This window comes from Flavobacterium urocaniciphilum, assembly GCF_900110615.1.
GTDB classification, from domain to species: domain Bacteria; phylum Bacteroidota; class Bacteroidia; order Flavobacteriales; family Flavobacteriaceae; genus Flavobacterium; species Flavobacterium urocaniciphilum.
In genome coordinates this window covers 612,479-637,487 of record NZ_FOEI01000001.1, presented here as the reverse complement: position 1 = coordinate 637,487, position 25,009 = coordinate 612,479, and the positions used below count along the sequence as shown (strand labels likewise).

Sequence of the window (25,009 nt, the reverse complement as noted above, 5' to 3'; positions counted from 1 at the left end):
ATAAAATATTTTTATATTTGTATTAGTAAGAATTCAACTCAATATCTGAGTTGGAAAACAAATAATTTTTTATAATGCAAAAAATTCCAAGTGTAGACTTACGTGATTTCCTGTCGGATGATCCGGCACGTAAACAAAAATTTGTAAATGAAATCGGCAAAGCGTACGAAGAAATAGGTTTCGTAGCATTAAAAGGTCATTTTTTAGATGACAAATTAGTAGAAGACTTGTATGGTGAAGTTAGAAATTTCTTCAACTTACCTGTTGAAACAAAATCAAAATATGAAATTCCAGGAATTGGAGGACAAAGAGGTTATGTATCTTTTGGAAAAGAACATGCTAAAGGTCGTTCAGCTGGGGATTTAAAAGAGTTTTGGCATTTCGGACAATACGTTTCTGAAGGGTCAAAATACGCAGGAGAATATCCTGATAACGTAACCGTTACAGAATTACCTCATTTTAATGAAGTTGGAAAAGAAGCGTATCAAATGCTTGAAAAAACTGGAGTTTACGTTTTACGTGCTTTAGCTTTATTCATTGGTTTAGATGAGTTTTATTTTGATAATTACATCAAAGACGGAAACAGTATTTTACGTCCAATTCATTACCCACCAATTACAGATGAACCAAAAGATGGAGCCGTTCGTGCTGCAGCTCATGGAGATATAAACTTGATTACTTTATTAATGGGTGCTCAAGGAAAAGGATTACAAGTTCAAAATCATGATGGTCAATGGATTGATGCTATGGCTGAACCAGATGAATTAATGATTAACGTTGGTGATATGTTATCAAGACATACAAATAACAGATTAAAATCTACTATTCACCAAGTTGTGAATCCTCCAAGAGAATTATGGGGAACATCTCGTTTTTCTATTCCATTCTTTATGCATCCAGTTAGCGATATGAGCTTAAATTGTTTGCCAGAATGTATCGATGAGAAAAATCCAAAATTATACGAAGACATCACTGCAGGAGAATTTTTGCATGAAAGATTAGTAGAATTAGGATTGATTAAGAAATAGAAATTAATTTTATATAACTTATTCCAAATTCCTAGCATTATTGTTCTGGAATTTGGAATTTGTTTTTTGTAATTTTATAAAAAAAATGGATTTACAAGATCAATTAAAAAACCTTTTCCCAGATCATGTTCCTTCAAACGAACCTGAAGAAACTGAAGAAATAGCTCACGAATTATATGTTCAAAAAGAACCAATGATTTGTAAGTATGAAAAAAGGAAAGGAAAAGCAACTACTATAATTGAAGGTTATGAAGGTAGCGATGAAGATTTTAAAATTTTAGCCAAAGAAATCAAAACAAAACTGAGTGTCGGAGGTAGTTTTAAAGATGGCGCAATCATTCTACAAGGCGATTATAGAGATAAAATAATGAAAATGCTTCAAGATAAAGGCTTTAAAACCAAACGTGTTGGAGGATAAACTGATTGTTGTTTATTGTTTCAAATATTTATTAAAAAACCATAAACAATAAACCACAAACCATTAACAATAAAAATTATGATAAAATCATCAGAATTAATATTAAATCCAGATGGAAGTGTGTATCACTTAAACCTTCGTCCGGAAAATATTGCTCACGATATTATTTTCGTGGGTGATCAAGAACGTGTATCAAAAATTACAAAACACTTTGATAGTATTGAATTTTCCACTCAAAAAAGAGAATTCAAAACAGAAACTGGTATGTACAAAGGAAAACGTTTAACTGTGCAATCTACTGGAATCGGACCAGATAATATTGACATCGTTTTCAATGAATTAGATGCTTTAGTTAATGTCGATTTAAATACAAGAGAAATCAAACCAAATCATACAGCGTTAAATATTGTACGTATTGGAACTTCTGGTTCACTTCAAGCTGATATTCCGGTTGATAGTTGGGTTATGAGTAAATATGCAATTGGTTTAGACAACATGCTTCGCTCCTATTTAATTGAAGAACATTCAGTTAGCGAATTAGAAGACGCTTTTATTGCTCAAACAAATTGGGATTTAAGAAAAGGTCGTCCAACAGTAGTACCATGCGCAGAGGTATTAGAAAACAAAATCTTTTCTGAAAAATTCCATAAAGGATTTACCGGAACAGCTGGTGGATTTTATGGCCCTCAAGGTCGTGTTGTGCGTTTGAACATTCAAGATCCTCAATTAAACAATAAAATGGATGCTTTCAATTATAATGGAACACGAATGACAAATCTTGAAATGGAAACTTCTGCTATTTATGGTTTAGGGAAATTATTAGGTCATAATTGCTTGTCTTTAAACGCTATTATTGCAAACAGAGCTGTTGGTGAATTTAGTTCAAAACCAGAGCAAACTGTAGAAGAATTAATTAAATATACTTTAGATAAATTAGTAGGATAAATTTTCATTAATGAATTTAATATTAGAAACACCACGACTTATACTTCGTCCATTTGAAAAATCAGATGCAGATGAATTATTTGATATGGATAAAAATCCGAATGTTCATACGTATTTATGGCAAACACCTGTTTCAACTATTGATGAAGTATTCGCTTATATTGAAATGGTTCAAAAGCAATATGAAGAAAGAGGAATTGGCAGATTTTCAACAATATTAAAGGAAACAGGCGAATTAATTGGTTGGACAGGTATTAAATTCGTAAATGATCATGTTGAAAACGGAAATACTAATTTTTATGATTATGGTTATCGTTTAAATGAAAAGTTTTGGAATAAAGGATATGCTTCAGAAGCTACAAAAGCATGGTTAGATTATGGTTTCAATGAAATGAAAATTGACGCTATGCATGCTTATACACATGCAGACAATGGCGCTTCAAATCGTGTATTAGAAAAACATGGTATGAAATTTATGGAAGATTACTTCGATGAAGATGGAGCTAAGTGGAAATGGTGGCAAATGATTAATCCTAATTTAAAATAAAAAATGAAACTAGTAAGAATAGCTGGAGTTCCAGAACATTTTAATTTACCTTGGCATTTGTGTATTGAAAATGGAGAATTTGATGATGCTGGAATTGATTTACAATGGACAGATGTTCCGGAAGGAACTGGAAAAATGTGTCAGATGCTTCGTAATAATGAAACAGACATTGCCATTATTTTAACAGAAGGAATTATCAAAGATTTAACCGAAAACAAACACAGTTCAATCGTACAAGTTTTTGTTAAATCGCCATTAATTTGGGGGATCCACGTAGATGGAAAAGCCAATTATAATTCAATTTCCGATTTAGAAAACAAAATTTCAGCAATTAGTCGAATTGGTTCAGGATCGCATTTGATGAGTTTTGTAAATGCTGAAAAAAACAATTGGAATACATCAAATATACAATTTGAAATAGTTAACAATTTAGAGGGCGCAATTACAAGTCTTTCTGAAGGCAAATCAGATTATTTCATGTGGGAAAAATATACCACAAAACCATTAGTGGATAAAGGAACATTTAAAAGAGTTGGCGAATGCCCTACTCCATGGCCTTGTTTTGTTATTGCAGTTAGAAATGAGTTTTTAAATGAAAACAAATCGGTACTTGCTTTAATTTTAGATATCATTAATGCAACTACCGAAGAATTCAAACATATTCCAAGTATCGACAGAACTTTAGCTACTAGATATCATCAAAAATTAGAAGATATCCAACAATGGTTAGCACAAACACAATGGAGTCAGAAAAATTTAGATGAAAAAACATTTAACAATGTTCAAAATAAACTTTCAGAATTAAATATTATTTCCAACAAAGCTGATTTCAATCAAATTGTAAAAAAAATATAAAATAGCTTACAAATTAAGTTCTTGCTACAATTTTAACTACTTTTGAATTCAATAAAATATTCAAAATTGCGTTAGACCATACATGACATTTTCTCAGAATCAATTTTTAAATAAAATTCAAGCTAAACTTATCGAAAGTAAGTTAAGAGAAAATGTCATTATATTTATTTTATCCTTTTTAATCGCGATTCCAATTTTTGTCTTTTTCAGAAAGAATATCTATCATTTTGAATCAGATTTATTTAAAACATTACTTTTTTTATCCATTTTCGGAGTTTTTTTTCTGTTTTTGAAGAAATTCAGAACAAAATTGATTTATTCAATTATAACATATATTTTAATTTTTATCATCGCTACAATTGAAGGAAATTATAATTTGTTTCAAGTTATAAATGCTTATAAAGTCATTTTTTTTAGCGAACAAATGCAAAAAGAAGAAGCTGTTTTAGAGCAAAAAACATTAAAACCATTTCCGAATAAAGATTTAGTTTATGAAAGTGTAGATTTTATTAATCCTAAAGTTCGAAATTTCGCTCTATACGCCGTAAATAAACACTTTACAAAAACTCCAAATTACGCAATTAATAGAAAATTTATTCAATATTTTGCAGTTTTTAAAGAAATAAACAAACGTTGGAACTACGTAAATGATCCAAAAGGACAAGAATATTTTGCAAGTGGAAGCGAAAGTTTACTTTATTTTTCTGGAGATTGCGATGATCATGCCATTTTGATGTGTGCAGCCATAAAATCAATTGGCGGAAGTATGCGATTAATACATACTGGAAGACACATGTATCCAGAACTTTTAATTGGTAATGACAAAGATTTAGAAACGGCAATCTATTTAATTAACAAAGAATTATTTCCAGAAGAATCTAAAAACAAAACCATTTATTTCCACAGAGATGAAAAAGGAAAAATTTGGTTGAATTTAGATTATACTGCTCGTTATCCTGGCGGACCATTTTTAGGTGAAGAAGTTTTAAGTGTTTTAAATCTTCAAGAGCCTACCAATCAATCGGCTTTTTTCCAATAGATTTTAGATAGTCGTTTGCTTGACTAAAGTGTTTGTTTCCAAACCAAAATCCTCTATTAGCACTTAACGGTGATGGATGTCCAGCTTCTAAAACGAAGTGTTTTTCTCTGTTAATTTTTGAACCTTTTTTTTGAGCAAAACTTCCCCATAATAAAAATATTATATTTTTACAATTATCTGAAATATAACTAATTAAACTATCTGTAAATAAGTTCCACTTTAAGTGTTTATGACTATTCGCTTCGTCTTTTCTAACCGTTAAACTAGCATTTAAAAGTAACACACCTTGTTCTGCCCAACGTTCTAAATTTCCATTAGTTGGCAGAAATATAGAATCGAAATCAGTATTAATTTCAGCAAAAATATTTTTTAAAGAAGGTGGAATTTTAACACCATCATTTACAGAAAAACACAACCCATTTGCCTCACCTTCTCCATGATAGGGATCTTGACCAATGATTACAACTTTTATATCATTTAACGCACACTTATTAAATGCGCTAAAAATTAAATCTTTTGGCGGAAAACATATAAAGTTTTGATATTCCTCTTCTACTGATAGCATCAGTTCAGCATAATATTTTTTACTTTTCTCTTGTTCGAAAAAAGGTTGCCAAGAAGAATTTACAGCAGAATCAATCATATTTATAATTTTTACAAATATAAAAACTTTTAATCTTTGTATTTTTGTGTAGATTTTAATAAAATTATGATTTCAATAACCGAAAAGACTTTAAAAGATTTAGAATTTAATACCATTTTGGAAACCATTTCAGCTAACTGTAATACTGAAATCGGAACAGAAAAAGCACTTCAAATTCAGCCAATTAAAAATAAAGAAATCTTATTTTCAGAATTAGCTTATACGAATGAATATGTTTCTTCGTTTACGAATAACAACGCTTTACCCAATCATGGATTTGAAACGGTTACTTCCGATTTAAAACTTTTAGCTATTGAAGATAGTTTTTTAGAATTAATTGCGATTAAGAAAATTCATGATTTAAGTTTAACTGCAAATGATTATTTAAAGTTTCTTAAAAAATTTGCAACCTATTATCCAGAACTTTATAAAAAATCTGCTGAATTAGAATTTACTAATTTTATCAATAAATCTATTGAAGAAATTGTAGATAAATATGGTGAAATTAAGAATGATGCATCTCCAGATTTAGTAGAAATCAGAAGAAACATCAATTTAGTTCGCGGTAAAATCAATCAGAGTTTTGGAATGGCTTTAACACATTACAATTCTTTAGGTTATTTAGATGATATTAAAGAAACAGTAGTTGATAATCGTAGAGTTTTAGCGGTTCAAGCTATGTATCGTAAGAAAGTCAAAGGTTCAATTTTAGGAAATTCAAAAACTGGAAGTATTGCCTATATCGAACCAGAAACAACTTTGAAGTATTCTCGAGAATTAAACAATTTAGAATTTGAAGAACGAGAAGAAATCATTAAAATATTAAGAAGATTATCAGCTAATTTACGACCATACACTTCTTTATTATCTGAATATCAAGATTTTCTATCCGATATTGATGTAATTGCGGCAAAAGCAAAATACGCTAATAGAATTAACGGAATACTTCCTAAAATAAATGAAGAAAAACGATTGTTTTTTAGAGAAGCCTTTCATCCTATTCTTTTATTAAATAACAAAACAGAAAATAAGCCAACCTATCCACAAACAATTGAATTAGAAAACAATAACCGAATTATTGTAATTTCTGGTCCGAATGCTGGAGGAAAAACCATTTCGTTAAAAACAATCGGTTTGTTGCAATTAATGCTACAATCTGGTATGTTAATTCCGGTTCATGAAAGAAGTGAAACCTTTTTATTTGATCGAATTCTAACTGATATTGGCGATAATCAATCTATTGAAAATCATTTAAGTACGTATAGTTATCGTTTAAAAAATATGAATTATTTCTTGAAAAAATGTAACGATAAAACACTTTTCTTAATTGATGAATTTGGAACGGGTTCTGATCCTGAATTAGGAGGAGCTTTAGCAGAAACCTTTTTAGAAGAATTCTATAATCGTGAAGCTTACGGAATTATTACTACACATTATACGAATTTAAAAATATTAGCGAACGAATTACCATTTGCCAGTAATGCCAATATGTTATTCGATGAAAAATCGCTAGAACCAATGTACAAATTGCATTTAGGTCAACCTGGAAGTTCCTTTACGTTTGAAGTCGCACAGAAAAATGGCATTCCTTATGGATTGATTAATCGTGCGAAAAAGAAAATTGAAAATACAAAAGTCCGATTTGATAAAACCATTGCCACCTTACAAAAAGAGCGTTCAAAAATGGAAAAAACTTCTTTAACATTAAAAGAAGAAGAAACCAAAGCGCGTGAAGAAAGCAAAAAAATGGAGAGTATTAATAGTAAAATTCAAGATAAATTAGAACGTTATCAAGAATTATACGATGCCAATCAGCGATTGATATACATGGGTCAAAAGATTGATGATATATCAGAAAAATACTTTAACAATAAGGATAAGAAATCTTTAATTGGTGAATTTCTAAAAATGGTAGAAATTGAAAATTCGAAAAGAAAGAAAATTTCTGCAAAAGAGAAAAAGAAACAAGAAGTTGTTCAAAAACAAGTAATTGAAGAAGTTAAAATTAAGGTAGAAGAAATTCGTATCGAGAAAAAAGAAAAGAAAATTAAAGCTAAACTTGAAACTATACAACCTGCTGTAATTTTAAAAGTTGGCGACAGAGTCCGAATGAAAGACGGAAAAGCAATTGGAACAATAGAAAAAATTGAGAAAAATAAAGTTTCTGTTAATTACGGATTGTTCATGTCAAAAGTGAATCTTGATGAATTAGAGTACGTACAACCGGTTTAATTTAAGAATTACGAATATAGATTTACGATTTAATTAAATTAAAATGGAATTACCAAAAGATAAAAAAATCATACTTTTTGATGGTGTTTGCAATTATTGTAATAACAAAATTAATTACATCATAAAAAATGACAAGCAAGATATTTTCAGATTTGTACCACTACAAAGTGAAAAAGGACAAGAAATCATTAACTATTTAGGAATAAACAAAACTATTGATAGTATCATTTTATACGAACCAGGTTTTGCCTATTATATAAAATCCGAAGCCGTATTTAAAATAATAAAACACTTATCTTCTTCAGCTAAAGTATTGTTGTTATTTAATTTTATTCCGACAAGTATTAAAAATATCTTTTATGATATTATTGCTAAAAACAGATACAATTGGTATGGTAAAAAAGAGAGTTGTATGATTCCAACGGAAGAAATTAAAAGAAAATTTATTGTATAAAAAAATCCCAATTTTTCGATTGGGATTTTTTATTATATAAAACTAAAATTAGTTCTTAACGATTTTCTCAGTTGAAATTCCTTTATCAGTATCAATTGTCATTAAATAGATACCTGCATTTAAATCAGATAAATCAATTTTTGCATTTTGAATTTCGTTTGAATTTCCTTGCTTAACAACTCTTCCATTGATATCCATTACTGTAATAGCGTTAATTTGAGCATCAACAATACTAATTGAAGCATAATCAACTACTGGATTTGGATATACATTTGAAACAGAAGATGGTAAAGTATTAAAATCAGAAGTTCCTAATAATGAATCTGTAGCAGTAGCTCTAACTACTAAATTATCAAACGTCATTGCAGCACTTGTAGTATTTGGAGTCGCTGTAGCATGTCCAGAAAACGAAACCATATCTACTTCACCTGGATCAGTTCCTGGCGCACTTCCATCAAGGAATAAACCTGCAGGATCAATACCAGGCCCTTTAATCATTGCTCTTCCAGTAACAGTATTAAAAGAAATACCAATTCTAGACCAAGCATTTTCTGGTAATTGAATTCCAGGAGCAGCTGCTAAATTATAAGTATAGTTTCCAACTGGATTTCCAGTTGGTGTAGAATAACATGTTAAGAAAATTTCTTTTGTTGCTGCTCTAACAGAAAACCCAACTAATACTTTAGAACCAGTTCCATCAAAGATATAAACTCCAAAAGTATTTCTACTTGTAGAAGCTACACCTGTGTTAATATCTACTTCAACTTCAATAATATTATTACCAACAGTTCTTGTAGCCCAAGTAGTTGGTAATCCATCTTCCACATGTAACGTGAACCTTTATCTCCATTTGGACCAGTAATTACAATTCCATTAGCTGGATTTCCAGTTGCAGTAGCTTGAAAATTTGTAACAGCAGCATTTGTAGATGTAGTTGGAGCAGCACCATTACTTGCAAAAGTAAACCAATTATCTTGACCAGCAGGAGTTCCAGTAATAGTAGTACTGATATTTCCAGGAGTTAATGTTGTAAATTGATCAGCTTGTAAACTTTGAGCAAATGTGAAAATTGGAGACACAAAAGCAATCATAAGTAGTTTTTTCATCATAATTAAAGTGTTTAAGTTTTTTATTTGATAATTACAAAATTAACAAAAAAAAAAATACTAATTATTATAAAATTGTTAAAAAAAAAGCCTCAATAAATTGAGGCTTATAGTATTCTAAATTTTACTAAATTATTCTACAATTAATTTCTCAACTTTTTTAGCAGTTGCAGATTCAATTGTTACCATATAAATACCTTTAGATAAATCTTGAACTGAAATTTGAGATAAATTATTAGTTACTTCTTTAACGATTCTTCCATTTAAATCAGTGATAGTAACTTTAGTTAATTCTTCTTTTTCAGAAACAATGTTCAACATATCTTTTACTGGATTTGGATACATTTTAACACCAGATAAAGTAAATGAATCAGAAGATAAAACTCCAGAAACTAAAATATTATCAACAGAAACACTATCAGCATCTTCACCAACATATTCAAATTTAATTTTAACGTTAGATTGTCCTAAATATGGAGCCATATTAATTGAAACGTTAGCTATTGAACTATTGTACAAATCAGTATTTGGATCATTGTCACCATCATCAACAAATTCTGAAGAATCTTCTTCAACCCAAACTTGAGTCCATGTTGTTCCACCATCAGTAGAAACTTTTGCGAACAAATCTCCAAAATCACCATCTATCATATAACTCCATCCAACAACAGCTTTAAAAGTAAAAGTAGCTGAAGTATAATTTTGTAAACTAAATGACGGAGATATTAAATTAGCCGTATTAGCAGCAGTAATATAATTCATAAAAGCTGAATTTGAACCAGCAATTAAAAAGTCACCTTGTAAAGCTGCTGAAAGACCAGAAGTTGGTTTCCAAAAACCACCAGCAACTTGATTGTCAATCGCCCAACCAGTTGGTGGGAAAGTTCCTCCTTCAAATGTTTCAGACAATATTTGACCGAATGAATTCATAGATAATAACATTCCAGATAAAAGTAATAATTTTCTCATATTTATTTATTTATAATTAATCTCACAAATGTAATAAAAAATGTTATAAAAATAAATTTATTTTACTTTTCTTCTATTTCTTTCTGCAATTAACAAAGATAATTCCCTTCCTGTTTGTCCAGCCACTGAAGTGTTTTCTTGTGCTCTTCTAATTAAGTATGGCATAACGTCCCTAACAGGACCGAAAGGCAAGTATTTAGCAACATTATAACCATGAGCTGCTAAGTTATAGCTAATATTATCACTCATACCATATAATTGTCCGAACCAAATTCGATTATCGTTTTTAGAAATGCCTTTTTGCTCCATTAAATTCATTAATAAATAAGAACTTTCTTCATTATGAGTTCCTGCAAAAACAGCCATTTCATTAATATGGTCTAACATATACGACAAACCAGCATTGAAATTATCATCAGTAGCTTGTTTATTAATGCATATTGGATTTTTAGTTCCTTTTTCTTCAGCTCGTTTCGCTTCTTTTTCCATGTAAGCTCCTCGAACCAATTTCATTCCTATATGATATCCTTTTATTTGTGCTCTTTTATGCAATTCTTTTAAATAGTCAACTCTATCCCAACGATACAATTGTAATGTATTAAAAATCAACGCTTTTTCTTTGTTGAATTTTTCCATCATTTTTTCAACTAAATCATCAGCAGCATCTTGCATCCAAGTTTCTTCACCATCAATTAAAATTTGCACATCTTGATCAAATGCATATTGACAAATTTGTTCAAAACGAGCCACTACTCTATTCCATTCATTTTGCTCACTAGAACTCAATGGTAATTTTGCACCAACTTTTTCATATAAATCAATTCTTCCCAATCCGGTTGGCTTGAAAACTGCAAAAGGAATCGCTTTATTTTCTTTTGCAAAATCGATCGTTTTTAAAGTCATTTTTAAACAAGCATCAAATTGCTCTTCTTCTTCTTTACCCTCAACCGAATAATCCAATACAGAAGACACACCTTTAGTGTACATTTTTTCTACAACTTTCAAACAATCTTGTTCATTTACACCTCCACAAAAATGATCGAAAACTGTCTTTCTAATAATGCTTTCAACTGGTAAATGTAATTGTAATGCAAAATTTGTCAAACTAGTCCCCATTTTAACTAATGTAGGATTTCCAATCATTTTAAATAAAAAATGAGCTCTATTTAATTCAGTGTTTGATTTTAACGAAAATGCGTTTTCTGTGTTGTTGAATATTTTTTCCATATTTAATGAATGCAAATTTTAGGAATGCAAATATACTTATTGATGTAATGTTTTCTCATATTTTTTAATTTATTTTGCAAGAAATTCACAAAAACCGATGACTCCAATACAAGCAAATACTTATTCTATATATTTTAATGAAGATTGTTTTTCATATCTTGAAAATCAACTTAAAAAAGAAAGCTATTCTAAAATTTTTATTTTAGTTGACGAAAACACTAATGAAAATTGCTTGCCTTATATTCTATCGAATTTAGCAACAGAAGTTGAAATCGAAATTATTGAAATTGAAGTTGGTGAAGAAAGTAAAAACATTTATACATGTTTAGACCTTTGGCACACTATGATTGATTTTGGCGGTGATAGAAAAAGTATTGTATTAAATATTGGTGGTGGTGTAATTACCGATTTAGGCGGATTTGTGGCAAGCACTTTTAAAAGAGGAATAGATTTTATTAATATCCCAACCACTTTATTGGCTATGGTTGATGCATCAATTGGTGGAAAAAACGGTGTCGACTTAGGGAATTTAAAAAATCAAATTGGAGTGATTTCAGAACCAAAATCGGTTTTAATTTTAACTAAGTTTCTAGAAACATTACCAGCAAATGAAATGCGTTCTGGCTTAGCAGAAATGTTAAAACACGGATTAATTTACGATAAAAAGTATTGGGATAAATTAAAAAACTTAAACAATTTAAGCACAAATGATTTAGATACTTTAATTAAAGAATCTATTGAAATAAAAAACACTATCGTTTCCCAAGATTTAACCGAAAACGGAATCAGAAAAGCTTTAAATTTCGGACATACTTTAGGACATGCAATTGAAAGTTATTTTTTAGAATCTGAAGACAAAAAAACATTACTTCATGGTGAAGCAATTGCTGTTGGAATGATTTTAGAAAGTCATTTATCTTTAAGTTTGAATTTAATTTCAAAAGAAGAATACGCTGAAATTAAATACATCATAACCGACATTTTTGAAAAGATTGAATTCACTGAAAACGACATAAAAAACATCCTTGATTTGTTGATTTTCGACAAAAAAAATGAGTTTGGAAAAGTGCAATTTGCTTTACTAAATAAAATAGGAGAAATTAAAATCAACCAAACTGTAGATAACTCTCTGATTTTGTTGGCTTTCGAAGATTATTCTCATATTTAATATTTTTTAAAATTACTTACATTTTTAGCAATATTATTTTTACTTTTGCTAATCGTTTTTGTACTAATTTTTTCAATTAAACCTATTTTTATTTAAATGAATACAAAATATTCCGATCTTATTAATCAGACTTTCTATTTTCCGCAGGAAGAATTTACTTTAAACAAAGATAATTTACAATTTCACGGAATTGATTTAATGAAGCTGGTTGAACAATACGGTACTCCACTGAAATTTACATATTTACCTAAAATTTCAGAAAATATCAACAAAGCCAAAATGTGGTTTAGAAATTCAATGGAAAAACATGGCTATGAAGCTAAGTATTTTTATTGCTATTGTACCAAAAGTTCGCATTTTGAATTCATTTTAAATGAAGCTTTAAAAAACAACATTCATATTGAAACTTCTTCTGCTTTCGACATTAACATTGTTGAAAATTTAATGGAGAAAGGAAAAATCAATAAAAATTCATTTGTTGTTTGTAACGGTTTTAAACGCGATCAATACATTACAAATATTGCTCGTTTAATTAATAACGGACACAAAAACACTATTCCAGTAATTGATAATTATGAAGAGTTAGATCTACTTCAAGAACAAATTGAAGGTAAATTTAAAATCGGAATTAGAATTGCTGCCGAAGAAGAACCTAAATTCGAGTTTTATACTTCTCGTTTAGGAATTGGATATAAAGACATCGTTCCTTTTTATAGAAAACAAATCGCAGAAAATAAAAAAGTGGAATTAAAAATGCTTCACTTCTTTATTAATGCTGGTATTCGTGATACCGCTTATTATTGGAATGAGTTATTAAAATGTATGAAAGTTTACATTGCTTTAAAAAAGGAATGTCCAACTTTAGACAGTTTAAATATTGGAGGTGGTTTCCCTATTAAAAATTCATTAGCCTTTGATTATGATTACCAATACATGGTTGATGAAATTTTAAATCAAATTAAAATTGCTTGTGACGAAGCTGAAGTAGATGTTCCGCACATTTTTACTGAATTCGGATCATTTACAGTTGGAGAATCAGGTGGAGCTTTATACCAAGTTTTATATCAAAAGAAACAAAATGATAGAGAAAATTGGAACATGATTGACTCTTCATTTATCACAACATTACCAGACACTTGGGCTATCAACAAACGTTTTGTAATGATGGCTGTAAATAGATGGAATGATACTTATGAACGTGTATTATTAGGTGGATTAACCTGTGATGGAGACGATTATTACAACTCTGAACAACACATGAATGCTGTTTATTTACCAAAATACAATAAAGAAAAACCATTATATATTGGATTTTTCAATACAGGAGCATATCAAGAAACAATTGGTGGTTTTGGAGGATTAAGTCACTGCATTTTACCACAACCAAAACACATTTTAATTGATAAAGACAAAAACGGAATTTTTGCAACAGAAGTTTTTTCTGAACAGCAAAATGCCGAACAAGTACTAGAGATTTTAGGATATACAAAAAACGAAAATAAATAATACAATGAGTAAAGGACCAATAAGTCAGTTTGTAGAGAAACATTATTTACATTTTAATGCAGCTGCTTTAGTAGACGCTGCAAAAGGATACGAAGAACATTTATTAGATAACGGTAAAATGATGGTTACTTTAGCAGGTGCGATGAGTACTGCTGAATTAGGAAAATCATTAGCTGAAATGATTCGTCAAGATAAAATTCACATCATTTCTTGTACGGGTGCCAATTTAGAAGAAGATATTATGAACTTAGTGGCTCATAATTCATACAAAAGAGTACCAAATTACAGAGATTTATCTCCACAAGAAGAATGGGATTTATTGGAAAACCATTACAATCGTGTTACAGATACTTGTATTCCTGAAGAAGAAGCTTTTAGAAGATTACAACAACATTTATTTGATATTTGGAACAATGCTGATTCTAAAGGAGAAAGATATTTTCCACATGAATTTATGTACCAAATGATCAATTCTGGAGTGTTAGAACAATATTATGAAATTGATCCTAAAGATTCTTGGATGGTTGCTGCAGCTGAAAAGAATTTACCAATTGTAGTTCCAGGATGGGAAGATAGTACAATGGGTAATATTTTTGCTTCTTACTGTATTAAAGGTCAATTCAAAGCTACAACAATGAAAAGTGGAATTGAATACATGATGTGGTTAGCAGATTGGTATAAAGACAATTGTGCTGGAAAAGGAATTGGTTTCTTCCAAATTGGTGGTGGTATCGCTGGAGATTTCCCAATTTGTGTTGTACCAATGCTATATCAAGATATGGAAATGCATGATGTTCCTTTTTGGGCCTATTTCTGTCAGATTTCCGATTCAACAACAAGTTACGGATCGTATTCTGGAGCTGTTCCAAATGAAAAAATTACTTGGGGCAAATTAGATATTACTACACCTAAATTTATTGTAGAATCTGACGCTACAATTGTAGCTCCATTAATTTTCGCATATATCTTAGGTTGGTAATAAGTAAAAAAAATATTTTAAAAAAATTTAAAATTTAAAATTTCAATATTACATTTGACAAAAGAAATAGAATAAGGCACAACAAATGAAAAGAATAATTGTAGAGTACGCAAAGTTAACAAATGAAATTCTAAACTTATTAGTGGAGAAGTTTCCTGATGGATATGATGATTCAGATATTATTCGCTTTAAAAACGCTAAAAACGAAACAGTTGAAGCGGTTGAAGTAAGAACTGAAGACACCATTTATTTAGTTAAAGTAAGTACGAAATTAGCAGATAGAATTGAAAACTTCGACGAAGATGAAGATTTCGATACTCCAGAAGAAGGATTAGATGCTTTAAAAGAGTTAGAAATCGACAATGCTGATGACGATGAAGATGAAAAAGAAGAAAAAATCGAATTAGACGATGAAGATGAAGACGGCGAAAGCTCAAGTTCAGATGATTCAGACGAAGACGACGAAGATTAATCATAAAAAAAGCCTGTTTTAATAAACAGGCTTTTTTATTACAAATATCTTTCCTTTATAACATTTATATGATGAATGTCATGACCTGTTATAACATAACCAATTGCTCTTACGGAATTACTCGCACCACTTGCTACTCCAACACTTTCTAACATAATATCACTAAAACTTTTAAATAATAATATAGTAGATTTTCTAGCAATAACATATTCTTCAATAAGTTCTTCAATACTTCTTAAATTTGCATTTGCACTGGCTGCAAAATCATTTTCTTCATAACCTGATAACGGAGTTTCATCAAATCTTGCAAATCGTAATGCGCGATAAGAAAAAACTCTTTCCGTATCGATAAGATGTTGTAAGATATCTTTAGGCGTCCACTTCCCTACTTCGTATTGATATTCTAATTTTTCAGATGGGATGTTTTTAAAAAAATCAGTTGTTGCTTTTAATTGATTTTCTAATCCTTCAATAATTGTATCATTCGGATTTAAATTGATATAATATTCAAAATAATCAGAATACTCACTTCTTTCAATATTTTTCATAATCTATTAAAAAAAAAGGCTCTCAAATTGAAAGCCTAATTATATTATAATTCTTTAAAAATTGTATGCATTAAACGTTTTTTATCGTTGATGCTTTCATCTAAAGAAATCATTGTTTCTGTTCTGTATACACCATCGATGTCGTCAATTTTAAAAATTACATCTTTAGCATGTGCAGTATCTTTTGCTCTAATTTTACAGAAAATATTAAATTTACCTGTTGTTACAGAAGCTACAGTAACAAATGGAATTTCATTAATTCTTTCTAAAACAAATTTTGTTTGAGAAGTACTTTGTAAAAATATACCAACGTATGCAATAAAAGAATAACCCAACTTTTCATAATCTAAAGTTAACGAAGAACCTTGAATAATTCCAGCATCCTCCATTTTTTTAACTCTTACATGTACAGTTCCTGCAGAAATTAATAATTTTTTTGCAATGTCTGTAAATGGAATTCTAGTATTGTCAATTAACATGTCTAAAATCTGATGATCCACTTCATCTAACCTAAACTTACTCATAAATTTTTTTTTATATTTTTTTGATTTATGTTATCGGTTAAAAATTTAATTAAACCTGAACAATGTCTCCAATTACAGGGAAGTTTCTACCATCATATTCATATAATTTGTTGTGAAAATCAATAGTATGATGCGAAAAGATTTGTTCTAAATTTTCTATTTGAATAATTTCTGGTTTAAACTCAATTTTGTTTCCAGATAACACTTCTTTATATTGAACTGCAAATTTAGTTATTTTTTCTACATTATTATCAATAATTTTCACATTTTTGAAAATAAAATCAAAAAAACATTTATTATTTTGATAAATGTTCAAATAATTTTGAATTTCATCAGTTTCAGAAGTTAAATTTAAAATAGTGTAAATTGCTGATTTTAAAGAAATAAAAACATATTTTCTTACATTATCTCTCTGATAATCAGTATCAAAATGCCCAGCTTCAAATAAAATGGTTGGATAACCTTTTTGAGTGAAATAATCTCCTGTACAATTCACATTAAACGAATCATCAAAACGACCTACCTGATTAGGAATGAATTTTTGCAATTCTTCATTTATCCCTACTATTACATTAGCCGCAATTTTACGAACTTCATTAAAATCTCTATTTTCATCATAAGCAGCTGTTAAAAACGACATAGTTGCCGGTTTTTTTGACTCTAACAATCCAAAAATGGTACGTTGATCGTGTAGATTAAAACAAAAATCCGGATTAAATTCTTCTAATATTGTTCTTAATACTTTACTTTCTGGCTGTGTACAATTAAAAGCATCTCTATTCAAATCTACTCCATCAGCATTCTCTCTTGTATAAAGAATCGCACCATCTGGATTTAAAATTGGAATGATATAAAAGGTGAAGTTTTTAGATATGTTTTCAAATTCTTTTACATCGTTATTTAAATAATTTAAATAATCAAGTAATCCTTTTGTAGTCGTCGACTCGTTTCCGTGCATTTGAGACCACATCAAAATTTTAGTTGTTCCGTGTCCGAATTGAATCGATTTAATAACTCTATTCTGAATTGAAAATCCAATTTCTGAGATTTTAAAATTAGAATTTAAACTGTTTAGAAATGTATCAACATATTCCATTGTTACATATCGACCAGTAATATCTTTATATAAATATTGAGTTGCTAATTGTAAATTGTCTATCATATTACAAATGTAAATATATTTGATTTTACATTTGTAAACTATCGTTTTAATTCCTTTGTAAACAATTGTAAACATTAGAATTTTATTGAAATTGACAATTGTAAATAGTGTTAATTAATATATTTTAAATACTTATTTTCCAATTAGTTACATCTTATTATTTAAATTTGTAGTTAATACTTTATTGCTTGTTTAATTATCATTTAACATTTGTAAATTTATTTGTGAACTAAAAATTTATTACATTTGTAAACAACAATTTTAATACTATTTTCTAATGCTAAATATTGATGAATTTGTAAAACGATTAGAAATCATTTTCGACTATTATGGTTTAACGGCTTCTTCTTTTGCCGATAAAATTAACGTTCAGCGCTCTAGCATTTCTCACCTACTTTCAGGAAGAAATAAACCGAGTTTAGATTTTATCATGAAATTAATAGAAACATTTCCTGAAGTAGATTTGATATGGATTTTAAATGGAACAGGTAAATTTCCAAAAAGTGAAAATCCAATTCAAACAATTTCATCAACTGAAATTAAATTGGAAACTGAAGAGAAAATTGCTGATTCAAATGAAAATTCATTTACAAATTTACAAGCAGATTTATTTTCTACTCCTATTCATGAAAAAATTGAAATTGAAAAAAATCGCGTAAATGAAAATGATTTTAAAAATTTTTCAAATACGGAAGTTTTGACGACTACAAATTTTGACACAAATAGTGATCAATTGGAAATTGAAAAAATTGTGATTTTTTATACTAATGGAACATTTAGTTCGTATAAACAAAAAAATCCCAATTCGAAATAATTCAAATTGGGATTTTAATAAAAACTAACTTTAAAACGTAACCCTATTTTCTAACTAAATAAACAGAAGAAACTCCAGCTTCCAATCTGCTATTAGTTGGTGTAGCATCTCCAGTTGCAGTTGGTAAAGCAAAAGTTAACACTTTACCTCCACCATTTAATCTTTCTGCGATATAAATTTTATCTGTTACATAATCGAAAGCAACATCTAATGGATTTCCTAACGTTGAGTTTGGACCGTAAATTCGAACTTGATTAGTCATAGCAATTGTTCCCATATTTGTAGTACTTCCAAAAACACTTGAAAAATTATTGATAACGATAATACCACCATCAGAATCTACTGTAGCACTTCCAACATCGGTTAAAATCATTCTATTATCCATTGCAGAATAAGTAATACCGTGAGTTCTTACTAAACCTTCAATTGTAACTCTTTTTGTTGGCAAAATACTACCATCAGCATTTGAAAAGAAATTATCAAATGACAATAAATCACTTGTAGAATCAGCAATTGCATATAAAGTAGTACCCTCAATATGAATTCCCCACGCTTTAAAATTTACTGTGTACGTATTTAATAAATTAAATCCAGTTGTTGTTTTTTGGTAAACCAATAGTTTACTTACATTACCATTTGCAGTATTTTGATCTTGTGTTACAATAACTTTATCTCCTGAAACAGCAATTTCTCTCGGATTATTGAAATCAGAATTACTTGAAAATTTCAACATTAAATTATCGACATTATTTAAAATCGAGCCGTTTAATCCTGAATACAATTCTAATTTATTATTTGTTCTAGAAGCTACAATTAACTCATCCGTTTCACTATTAAAATAGGCACCATCAGAATCTAAACTTCCAATTGTTAAAGTTTTGGCAGTTGGCATACTTTCCAATAGATTCACATAAGATACTTTTCCAGTTGTATTACTTGTAGTTACTAGTTTTAACTCTGGATTACTAACCGACATCGACATATCGTCATTATCTGAACACGATGTTAACAATAAAGCTGTTACAGCTGTAATTGAATAAAAGAATGTTTTCATATTTAAAAGTTTTTACGTTATTGTTTCATATACGTAATACTTTTAATTATGGTTTTAAAAATTTTAATTAAAACTATTTTCTGGAACTTTTCCTTTGATATTTTTAAATAACGATTCTAGATATTTTGAATCTTTTTCATAATCATTGGTAATATTGAAAGTATTGAAAATGATTACTTTTTTATGTTCATAATCAAAGGCAATAGGAATAATTGGCACATTTGCTTTTTGTGCAATATAATAATAACCTGATTTTAGTTCAGAAACTTTCTTTCTAGTTCCTTCAGGAGATAGCGCTAAACGAAATACATCTTTCGTTTCGAAAATCTTAGAAATAGTATCTACTTTATTTTCCGTTTTTTGTCTGTTTAAAGCTGTTCCTCCAACCCATTTTAAATAGATGCCTAAAGGAAATTTGAATAATTCTTTTTTCGCTAAAAAATTAATTTCTAATGGAAAAGTTCCTCGAAAAAAAATCCCAATAAAAAAATCGTGCCAACTAGTATGAGGAATTACAATGATTACACATTTTTTTATGCTTTCATCAAAAGTTCCTTCAACTTTCCAACCCATTAATTTAAAAAATATAAAGCGATAAAGAATTCGTTTCATTTAAAATAGTTATTAAAGTCGGCAAATTTAATTTATATTTACATAGTTTCTTATGATTATGCTGAAAAAAATACTTAGTTACCTCTACCCGATTACTTTATATAAAGAAAAGTCAAGTATAAGTGAAACTTTAGAAGTTACATTATACAATGGAAAATATCTTTTAAACACTAAAAATACCAATTATTCATACGGAAGTTTACAAACTGTTTTAAAAAAAGGACTATTAGAAATTGGAAAAAATAATATTTCTGAAATGAAGCATATCTTAATTTTAGGCGTTGCTGGTGGAAGTGTTGTTAAAACTTTGGTCAATGATTTTAACTTTTCTAATAAAATTACTGGTGTAGAATTAGACCAACATGTTATTGATATTGCGAATAAATATTTTAATCTGAATACATTTCAAAATTTTGAATGTGTAATTGACGATGCTCAAAATTTTGTAGAAGAAACTCCCAATAAATACGATTTAATTATTATTGATATTTTCAATGATAAAGTGATGCCTGCTTTTTTATTTGAAAATGATTTCATTCACAATACTAAAAATTTACTTCAAAAAAAGGGATATATTTTATTCAACATAATGGATTCTAAAATTCAAAAAAAGATCATTTCCGAAAATTATTTTAATCACTTTGAAGAAAATGAATATGTGATGAAAGTAATCAAAAACGTAGAACGATTTAATGATTTAATTATCATTCATAGTGTTAAAAAGTAAACTTTAGAATTATGAAAAGATTTGTTAAAAAACTACTACTAGGTAAAATTACCTCAAAAGATAAACCTAGATTACATATCAATCCGATTCAAAAAAGAATTTTAAATATAAGAGCAATTTGGAATAATGACCATCAAGATGATAATGGTATTGAAAAGATTTTCAGATTGTTTTTATCTATTTCTCAACTTTTATTTCCTGGAATTTATATTAAATATTTTACTTCAAAAAGGAATTTTGAATATCAAGATATTTCGATGGATCTTTATATACTTTTAAAATTATTATTCCCAATATTAATTTTAAAAAATCATTGGCAAGAACAGAACTTGCTTATAATAATAATGACATATTTACTTTTTGAAACTGTATTATATATTCCTACTTTAATATTTGCTTCAGATATGCTATCAAGACCACGTTCTTATAAGCGATCAATGATGCTTTTATTCTTAAATTATTTGGAAATAGTATGTGCTTTTGCGGTATTTTATACTTTAGGCGACAACATGAATAAGCCCTTTGTTCATTGGTTTGATTCAATATATTTTAGTATAATCACTTCCAATTCAATTGGATATGGAGATTATTATCCGGTTACACTTTTTGCAAAAGTATTAGTAAGTATTCAGGCTATGTTCTTTTTATCATTCTTAGTTTTATTTTTAAATTTCTTTTCATCGAAAGTAAAAAGCAAAGGATACTTTGATCATGAAAGTGAATTATAAATATTAAAATTATCCTAAAAAACGTAACCTCATTAGTTAATTAAGACGATTAGACTTACTTTTGACAAAATGAGAAAATCGATTCAAATAATATTTATAGTTTTATGTTCTGTAATTAGTTACTGGTCATATGGTAATGAAAAACAGTTAATTACAAAAACTGAATATTATTCTCATCAGGATAATTCTGATACAAAAGAATTACATACTGTTGATTCTCCTACCCTTTTAAGTGATAATTTAAGCAGAAATTATTCTATTACTTTTTCATTTGCAAAAACTAAAATTGCAAAATCATTTTTCGGTATTCAAATCTTAAAACCGATTTCAAAGAAAAGCGAGAACAAATCGGTTTTAGCTAAAAATCATTATACTTATAACCTTATTTCTATTGGTTTTTCGCCAACGGATATCATTTTTCCCTTTCATTATTTTTGGTAATTATTGTTGCATTTTAAAACACAAATCGGAGATTTTTTTACTAATCTCAAAATGTACAATTAATTAAAATAAAAATAAACATGGACTTTTCATTTATAAGTATTGCCATAACATTATTTGTTGTGTGCGTATTACCATTCCTATTATATAGTTTAAAGAATAATAAAAAACGTAAAATCAGATTTTTAAATTTAGAAAAAATCGCTAATCAAAACAATGCAGTTATTCATGAAAAAGATATTTGGAATCAATCGATAATTGGTATTGACAATAAAAATAAAATGCTATTTTTTTCTAAAAGTTCAGATGAATTTGATAAATTTATATCAGTAAATATTTCTGACTTGCACAGTTGTTCTATTGAAAAAACTGTAAGCAATCATAAAGCTATTGAAAAACTAGAATTAGAATTAAAATTCGCCGATAAACCTACAATCGTTTTAGAGTTTTTCAATATCAAAGTAAGCAGAATTATTATCAACGAATTGGAACTAATTCAAAAGTGGCATAAACTATTAAAAATCACAACATAATTACTTTATAAGCTATAGAATGAATTTATTTTGGAAAAATATACTATTAAAATTAATCCATTACACTAATAAATCAGATTTAAAAAACACGTCGAATTATATTACTGCAAAAGCTTATAGAAAACTAAAAGTTACTATAAAACATAATATAAAAGATGTTTTTTTTATTATTTTAGGAATATTATCAGCTGCATTCGGATTTAAAGCTTTTTTATTAACGAATCATTTTATTGATGGCGGTGCTACAGGTATTTCATTACTTGTAGCTTCGCTTACAAAAGTTCCCTTATACATATTGATCATTTGTGTTAATTTACCTTTTGTATTCTTAGGTTTCAATGTTATTGGCCGACAATTTGCCATAAAAACAGCCTTTGCCATTGGCGGATTATCTCTTGCTTTAGCAACATTAACTTTTCCAAATATTACTAATGATAATTTATTAGTAGCTGTTTTTGGTGGTTTTTTCTTAGGTGCTGGAATTGGATTTGCCATTAGAGGTGGCGCAGTAATAGATGGAACCGAAGTTTTGGCCATTTATTTGAGTCGAAAATTTGGAGCCACTATTGGTGATATTATCATCATTATTAACGTAATCATTTTCGGAACTGCCGCTTATTTTTTAAGTATTGAAATCGCTTTATACTCTATGATAACTTATTTAGCAGCATCTAAAACTTTAGATTTTATAGTTGAAGGTATTGAAGAATATATTGGTGTAACGATTGTTTCCTCTCATAATGAAGAAATTAGAAAAATGATTATCAATCAAATGGGTCGAGGTGTTACAGTTTATAGTGGAAGAAAAGGTTATGGCAAAAGCGGTGAAACTAAAGAAACAGATATTGTTTATACTGTTATTACTCGATTAGAATTGAATAAATTAATGACAGAAATTGATAAAATTTCTCCATCAGCTTTTGTCGTGATGAATAGTGTAAAAGATACTCGAGGCGGTATGATTAAAAAACGTCCATTACATTAAAATATGGAAAATGATCAATTTATTTTCTGTTTAGAAGCAGTTCCAGATGTTGAAATTTTAGATACTACTGAAGTTGAAAAACATCTGGTAAATGCTGCTTTAAATAACGGAATTTCAAATATTTATAAGACTTGCGATACTATAGAAGGATTGGAAGAAAGTTTAAATACGCTTCTTTATGACGATCATAATTTTAAGAACTATGAAATCATATATTTAGTAATGCAAGGTGAAAATAACAACATTTGCATTCATGATTTTTTCTATAGTCTGGATGAAATTGCCGAACTTTTTGAAGGAAAAATGAAAGGAAAAATTATTCATTTTGCGAATACTAAAATACTTGATTTAACGCAAGATGAAGCACAGTTTTTTCTTGATGTAACTGGTGCTAAAGCCATTTCAGGTTATGGCGCAAAATTTAATAATTTGAAAAGTTATCCTTTAGATCAACTCTTTTTTCAATTATACCAAGAAGATGATGATATTACTGAAGTAGTTGAAACCCTTTTTCAAAAAAAATACGAATTATGTAAACTGTTAGATTTTAGATTGTATTACTAATAATCAACCTTGCTTTTTCTAAATCTTCTTTTGTGTCAATTCCGATACTTCCATGAGAAGTTTCTATCATTTTGATACGTTTTCCGTATTCTAAATAACGTAATTGTTCTAATTTTTCTGAAGCTTCTAAAGAAAGCATTGGTAAACGATAAAAATCAATTAAAGCTTGTTTTCTAAAAGCGTAAATTCCAATGTGTTTCATGTATCGTACACCTACATTTTCTTCACGTGGATAAGGAATTACAGAACGAGAAAAATACAAGGCAAATCCTTGTTGATCAGTAATTACTTTTACATTATTCGGATTTTCAATATCTGTTTTATCTTTAATTTCAAACATTAACGAAGCTAAATCAATTTTCTTTTCTACATCTTGTTTGAAAGCCTCTATAATTTGTTCTAAAGGTTCTTTATTGATAAAAGGCTCATCACCTTGTACATTTATTACTATATCCGCATCAATATTTTCTACTGCTTCTGCAATACGATCGCTCCCACTTTCGTGTTCTTTGATACTCATAATCGCTTTTCCATTATTCGAAATTATTTCATTAAAAATCAAATCCGAATCGGTAACTACAAAAACATCATCAAATAAATTGGTTGCTACAGCAGCTTCATACGTTCTTAAAATAACCGTTTTTCCACCTAAATCTTGCATTAGTTTAGCAGGAAATCGTGTAGATGCATAACGCGCAGGAATGACAGCAATAATTTTCATTTTCAATG

At 28.6% G+C, this 25,009-nt stretch carries 30 protein-coding genes; 19 read left to right on the top strand and 11 right to left on the bottom strand.

Going from position 1 to position 25,009, the window contains the following annotated elements:
* Positions 1 to 74 precede the first annotated feature (74 nt).
* The 6 genes from BMY86_RS02955 (at position 75) to BMY86_RS02930 (ending at position 4,832) form a co-directional block, all read left to right on the top strand.
* The gene (locus tag BMY86_RS02955) at positions 75 to 1,028 is read left to right on the top strand and encodes an isopenicillin N synthase family dioxygenase (protein ID WP_091464925.1); all 954 of its coding nucleotides are present in this window, start codon (positions 75 to 77) and stop codon (positions 1,026 to 1,028) included.
* An 85-nt stretch (positions 1,029 to 1,113) separates the two neighbouring features.
* On the top strand, positions 1,114 to 1,446 hold the full coding sequence (locus tag BMY86_RS02950; protein WP_091464923.1) for a translation initiation factor: 333 nt from the start codon (positions 1,114 to 1,116) through the stop codon (positions 1,444 to 1,446).
* A 78-nt stretch (positions 1,447 to 1,524) separates the two neighbouring features.
* The gene (locus BMY86_RS02945; protein ID WP_091464920.1) at positions 1,525 to 2,391 is read left to right on the top strand and encodes a nucleoside phosphorylase; all 867 of its coding nucleotides are present in this window, start codon (positions 1,525 to 1,527) and stop codon (positions 2,389 to 2,391) included.
* A 10-nt stretch (positions 2,392 to 2,401) separates the two neighbouring features.
* Positions 2,402 to 2,938, top strand: a complete 537-nt coding sequence (locus BMY86_RS02940; protein WP_091464917.1) for a GNAT family N-acetyltransferase — start codon at positions 2,402 to 2,404, stop codon at positions 2,936 to 2,938.
* A 3-nt stretch (positions 2,939 to 2,941) separates the two neighbouring features.
* Positions 2,942 to 3,793: a substrate-binding domain-containing protein gene (locus BMY86_RS02935; protein ID WP_091464914.1), complete on the top strand. Its 852-nt coding sequence runs from the start codon at positions 2,942 to 2,944 to the stop codon at positions 3,791 to 3,793.
* A 310-nt stretch (positions 3,794 to 4,103) separates the two neighbouring features.
* Positions 4,104 to 4,832, top strand: coding sequence for a transglutaminase (locus tag BMY86_RS02930; RefSeq protein ID WP_245745588.1), 729 nt, complete (start codon positions 4,104 to 4,106; stop codon positions 4,830 to 4,832).
* Here the strand turns inward: BMY86_RS02930 and ung are convergent.
* A complete protein-coding gene (gene ung, locus BMY86_RS02925; protein ID WP_091464908.1) occupies positions 4,804 to 5,475 on the bottom strand; it encodes a uracil-DNA glycosylase in 672 nt (223 codons plus the stop codon). The two genes, BMY86_RS02930 and ung, sit on opposite strands and share 29 nt — an antisense overlap.
* A gap of 66 nt (positions 5,476 to 5,541) precedes the next feature.
* Between ung and BMY86_RS02920 the strand changes: the two genes are divergently transcribed.
* Both BMY86_RS02920 and BMY86_RS02915 read left to right on the top strand, forming a co-directional pair.
* Complete coding sequence (locus BMY86_RS02920; protein ID WP_091464907.1) at positions 5,542 to 7,707, top strand: endonuclease MutS2; 2,166 nt, start codon at positions 5,542 to 5,544, stop codon at positions 7,705 to 7,707.
* 43 nt (positions 7,708 to 7,750) lie between these two features.
* Positions 7,751 to 8,161 carry a thiol-disulfide oxidoreductase DCC family protein gene (locus tag BMY86_RS02915; RefSeq protein ID WP_091464906.1) on the top strand — a complete coding sequence of 137 codons (411 nt, stop codon included), beginning with the start codon at positions 7,751 to 7,753 and terminating at the stop codon, positions 8,159 to 8,161.
* Between the two features lie 48 nt (positions 8,162 to 8,209).
* Here BMY86_RS02915 and BMY86_RS02910 read toward each other — a convergent pair whose 3' ends face one another.
* From BMY86_RS02910 to BMY86_RS02895, 4 genes are all read right to left on the bottom strand, one after another.
* Positions 8,210 to 8,986, bottom strand: a complete 777-nt coding sequence (locus BMY86_RS02910) for a T9SS type A sorting domain-containing protein (RefSeq protein ID WP_091464905.1) — start codon at positions 8,984 to 8,986, stop codon at positions 8,210 to 8,212.
* Complete coding sequence (locus tag BMY86_RS02905; protein WP_091464904.1) at positions 8,917 to 9,270, bottom strand: hypothetical protein; 354 nt, start codon at positions 9,268 to 9,270, stop codon at positions 8,917 to 8,919. The genes BMY86_RS02910 and BMY86_RS02905 overlap by 70 nt, the downstream gene beginning before the upstream one ends.
* 129 nt (positions 9,271 to 9,399) lie before the next feature.
* Positions 9,400 to 10,236, bottom strand: coding sequence for a T9SS type A sorting domain-containing protein (locus BMY86_RS02900; protein WP_091464903.1), 837 nt, complete (start codon positions 10,234 to 10,236; stop codon positions 9,400 to 9,402).
* A gap of 57 nt (positions 10,237 to 10,293) precedes the next feature.
* Positions 10,294 to 11,463 (bottom strand): proline dehydrogenase family protein, encoded by a 1,170-nt coding sequence (locus BMY86_RS02895; RefSeq protein WP_091464902.1) that lies wholly within the window; start codon positions 11,461 to 11,463, stop codon positions 10,294 to 10,296.
* A gap of 97 nt (positions 11,464 to 11,560) precedes the next feature.
* On the opposite strand from BMY86_RS02895, the gene aroB reads away from it, so the two are divergent.
* From aroB to BMY86_RS02875, 4 genes are all read left to right on the top strand, one after another.
* Complete coding sequence (gene aroB / locus BMY86_RS02890; protein ID WP_091464900.1) at positions 11,561 to 12,631, top strand: 3-dehydroquinate synthase; 1,071 nt, start codon at positions 11,561 to 11,563, stop codon at positions 12,629 to 12,631.
* Positions 12,632 to 12,727: 96 nt separating this feature from the next.
* Complete coding sequence (locus tag BMY86_RS02885; protein ID WP_091464897.1) at positions 12,728 to 14,137, top strand: type III PLP-dependent enzyme domain-containing protein; 1,410 nt, start codon at positions 12,728 to 12,730, stop codon at positions 14,135 to 14,137.
* 4 nt (positions 14,138 to 14,141) lie between these two features.
* Positions 14,142 to 15,116, top strand: coding sequence for a deoxyhypusine synthase family protein (locus tag BMY86_RS02880; protein WP_091464895.1), 975 nt, complete (start codon positions 14,142 to 14,144; stop codon positions 15,114 to 15,116).
* Positions 15,117 to 15,201: 85 nt separating this feature from the next.
* Complete coding sequence (locus BMY86_RS02875; protein ID WP_091464891.1) at positions 15,202 to 15,588, top strand: DNA primase; 387 nt, start codon at positions 15,202 to 15,204, stop codon at positions 15,586 to 15,588.
* Positions 15,589 to 15,626: 38 nt separating this feature from the next.
* Here BMY86_RS02875 and BMY86_RS02870 read toward each other — a convergent pair whose 3' ends face one another.
* Genes BMY86_RS02870 through BMY86_RS02860 form a run of 3 tightly spaced genes read right to left on the bottom strand, consistent with a single transcriptional unit; the run spans position 15,627 to position 17,822 of the window.
* The gene (locus BMY86_RS02870) at positions 15,627 to 16,136 is read right to left on the bottom strand and encodes a DinB family protein (protein WP_091464889.1); all 510 of its coding nucleotides are present in this window, start codon (positions 16,134 to 16,136) and stop codon (positions 15,627 to 15,629) included.
* Positions 16,137 to 16,180: 44 nt separating this feature from the next.
* Positions 16,181 to 16,660, bottom strand: coding sequence for an Lrp/AsnC family transcriptional regulator (locus BMY86_RS02865; protein ID WP_091464886.1), 480 nt, complete (start codon positions 16,658 to 16,660; stop codon positions 16,181 to 16,183).
* A gap of 49 nt (positions 16,661 to 16,709) precedes the next feature.
* Positions 16,710 to 17,822: a M14 family metallopeptidase gene (locus tag BMY86_RS02860; RefSeq protein WP_177177110.1), complete on the bottom strand. Its 1,113-nt coding sequence runs from the start codon at positions 17,820 to 17,822 to the stop codon at positions 16,710 to 16,712.
* Positions 17,823 to 18,099: 277 nt separating this feature from the next.
* Between BMY86_RS02860 and BMY86_RS02855 the strand changes: the two genes are divergently transcribed.
* Positions 18,100 to 18,636 (top strand): helix-turn-helix domain-containing protein, encoded by a 537-nt coding sequence (locus BMY86_RS02855; protein WP_091464881.1) that lies wholly within the window; start codon positions 18,100 to 18,102, stop codon positions 18,634 to 18,636.
* Positions 18,637 to 18,679: 43 nt separating this feature from the next.
* Here the strand turns inward: BMY86_RS02855 and BMY86_RS02850 are convergent, their stop codons facing one another.
* The gene (locus tag BMY86_RS02850; RefSeq protein ID WP_091464879.1) at positions 18,680 to 19,690 is read right to left on the bottom strand and encodes a hypothetical protein; all 1,011 of its coding nucleotides are present in this window, start codon (positions 19,688 to 19,690) and stop codon (positions 18,680 to 18,682) included.
* 63 nt (positions 19,691 to 19,753) lie between these two features.
* Complete coding sequence (locus BMY86_RS02845; protein WP_091464877.1) at positions 19,754 to 20,302, bottom strand: 1-acyl-sn-glycerol-3-phosphate acyltransferase; 549 nt, start codon at positions 20,300 to 20,302, stop codon at positions 19,754 to 19,756.
* 58 nt (positions 20,303 to 20,360) lie between these two features.
* Between BMY86_RS02845 and BMY86_RS02840 the strand changes: the two genes are divergently transcribed.
* From BMY86_RS02840 to BMY86_RS02815, 6 genes are all read left to right on the top strand, one after another.
* Positions 20,361 to 21,029, top strand: coding sequence for a spermidine synthase (locus BMY86_RS02840; RefSeq protein ID WP_091465596.1), 669 nt, complete (start codon positions 20,361 to 20,363; stop codon positions 21,027 to 21,029).
* A gap of 11 nt (positions 21,030 to 21,040) precedes the next feature.
* Positions 21,041 to 21,757, top strand: a complete 717-nt coding sequence (locus tag BMY86_RS02835; RefSeq protein WP_091464874.1) for a potassium channel family protein — start codon at positions 21,041 to 21,043, stop codon at positions 21,755 to 21,757.
* Between the two features lie 69 nt (positions 21,758 to 21,826).
* Positions 21,827 to 22,198 (top strand): hypothetical protein, encoded by a 372-nt coding sequence (locus tag BMY86_RS02830; RefSeq protein WP_091464872.1) that lies wholly within the window; start codon positions 21,827 to 21,829, stop codon positions 22,196 to 22,198.
* Positions 22,199 to 22,278: 80 nt separating this feature from the next.
* The gene (locus BMY86_RS02825; protein WP_143065582.1) at positions 22,279 to 22,731 is read left to right on the top strand and encodes a hypothetical protein; all 453 of its coding nucleotides are present in this window, start codon (positions 22,279 to 22,281) and stop codon (positions 22,729 to 22,731) included.
* A 19-nt stretch (positions 22,732 to 22,750) separates the two neighbouring features.
* Positions 22,751 to 23,716, top strand: a complete 966-nt coding sequence (locus BMY86_RS02820) for a YitT family protein (protein ID WP_091464867.1) — start codon at positions 22,751 to 22,753, stop codon at positions 23,714 to 23,716.
* Positions 23,717 to 23,719: 3 nt separating this feature from the next.
* On the top strand, positions 23,720 to 24,280 hold the full coding sequence (locus tag BMY86_RS02815) for a DUF6642 family protein (protein WP_091464865.1): 561 nt from the start codon (positions 23,720 to 23,722) through the stop codon (positions 24,278 to 24,280).
* On the opposite strand, the gene kdsB is transcribed toward BMY86_RS02815, so the two are convergent.
* Positions 24,264 to 25,001 (bottom strand): 3-deoxy-manno-octulosonate cytidylyltransferase, encoded by a 738-nt coding sequence (kdsB, locus tag BMY86_RS02810; protein WP_091464862.1) that lies wholly within the window; start codon positions 24,999 to 25,001, stop codon positions 24,264 to 24,266. The two genes, BMY86_RS02815 and kdsB, sit on opposite strands and share 17 nt — an antisense overlap.
* Between the last annotated feature and the right edge of the window lie 8 nt (positions 25,002 to 25,009).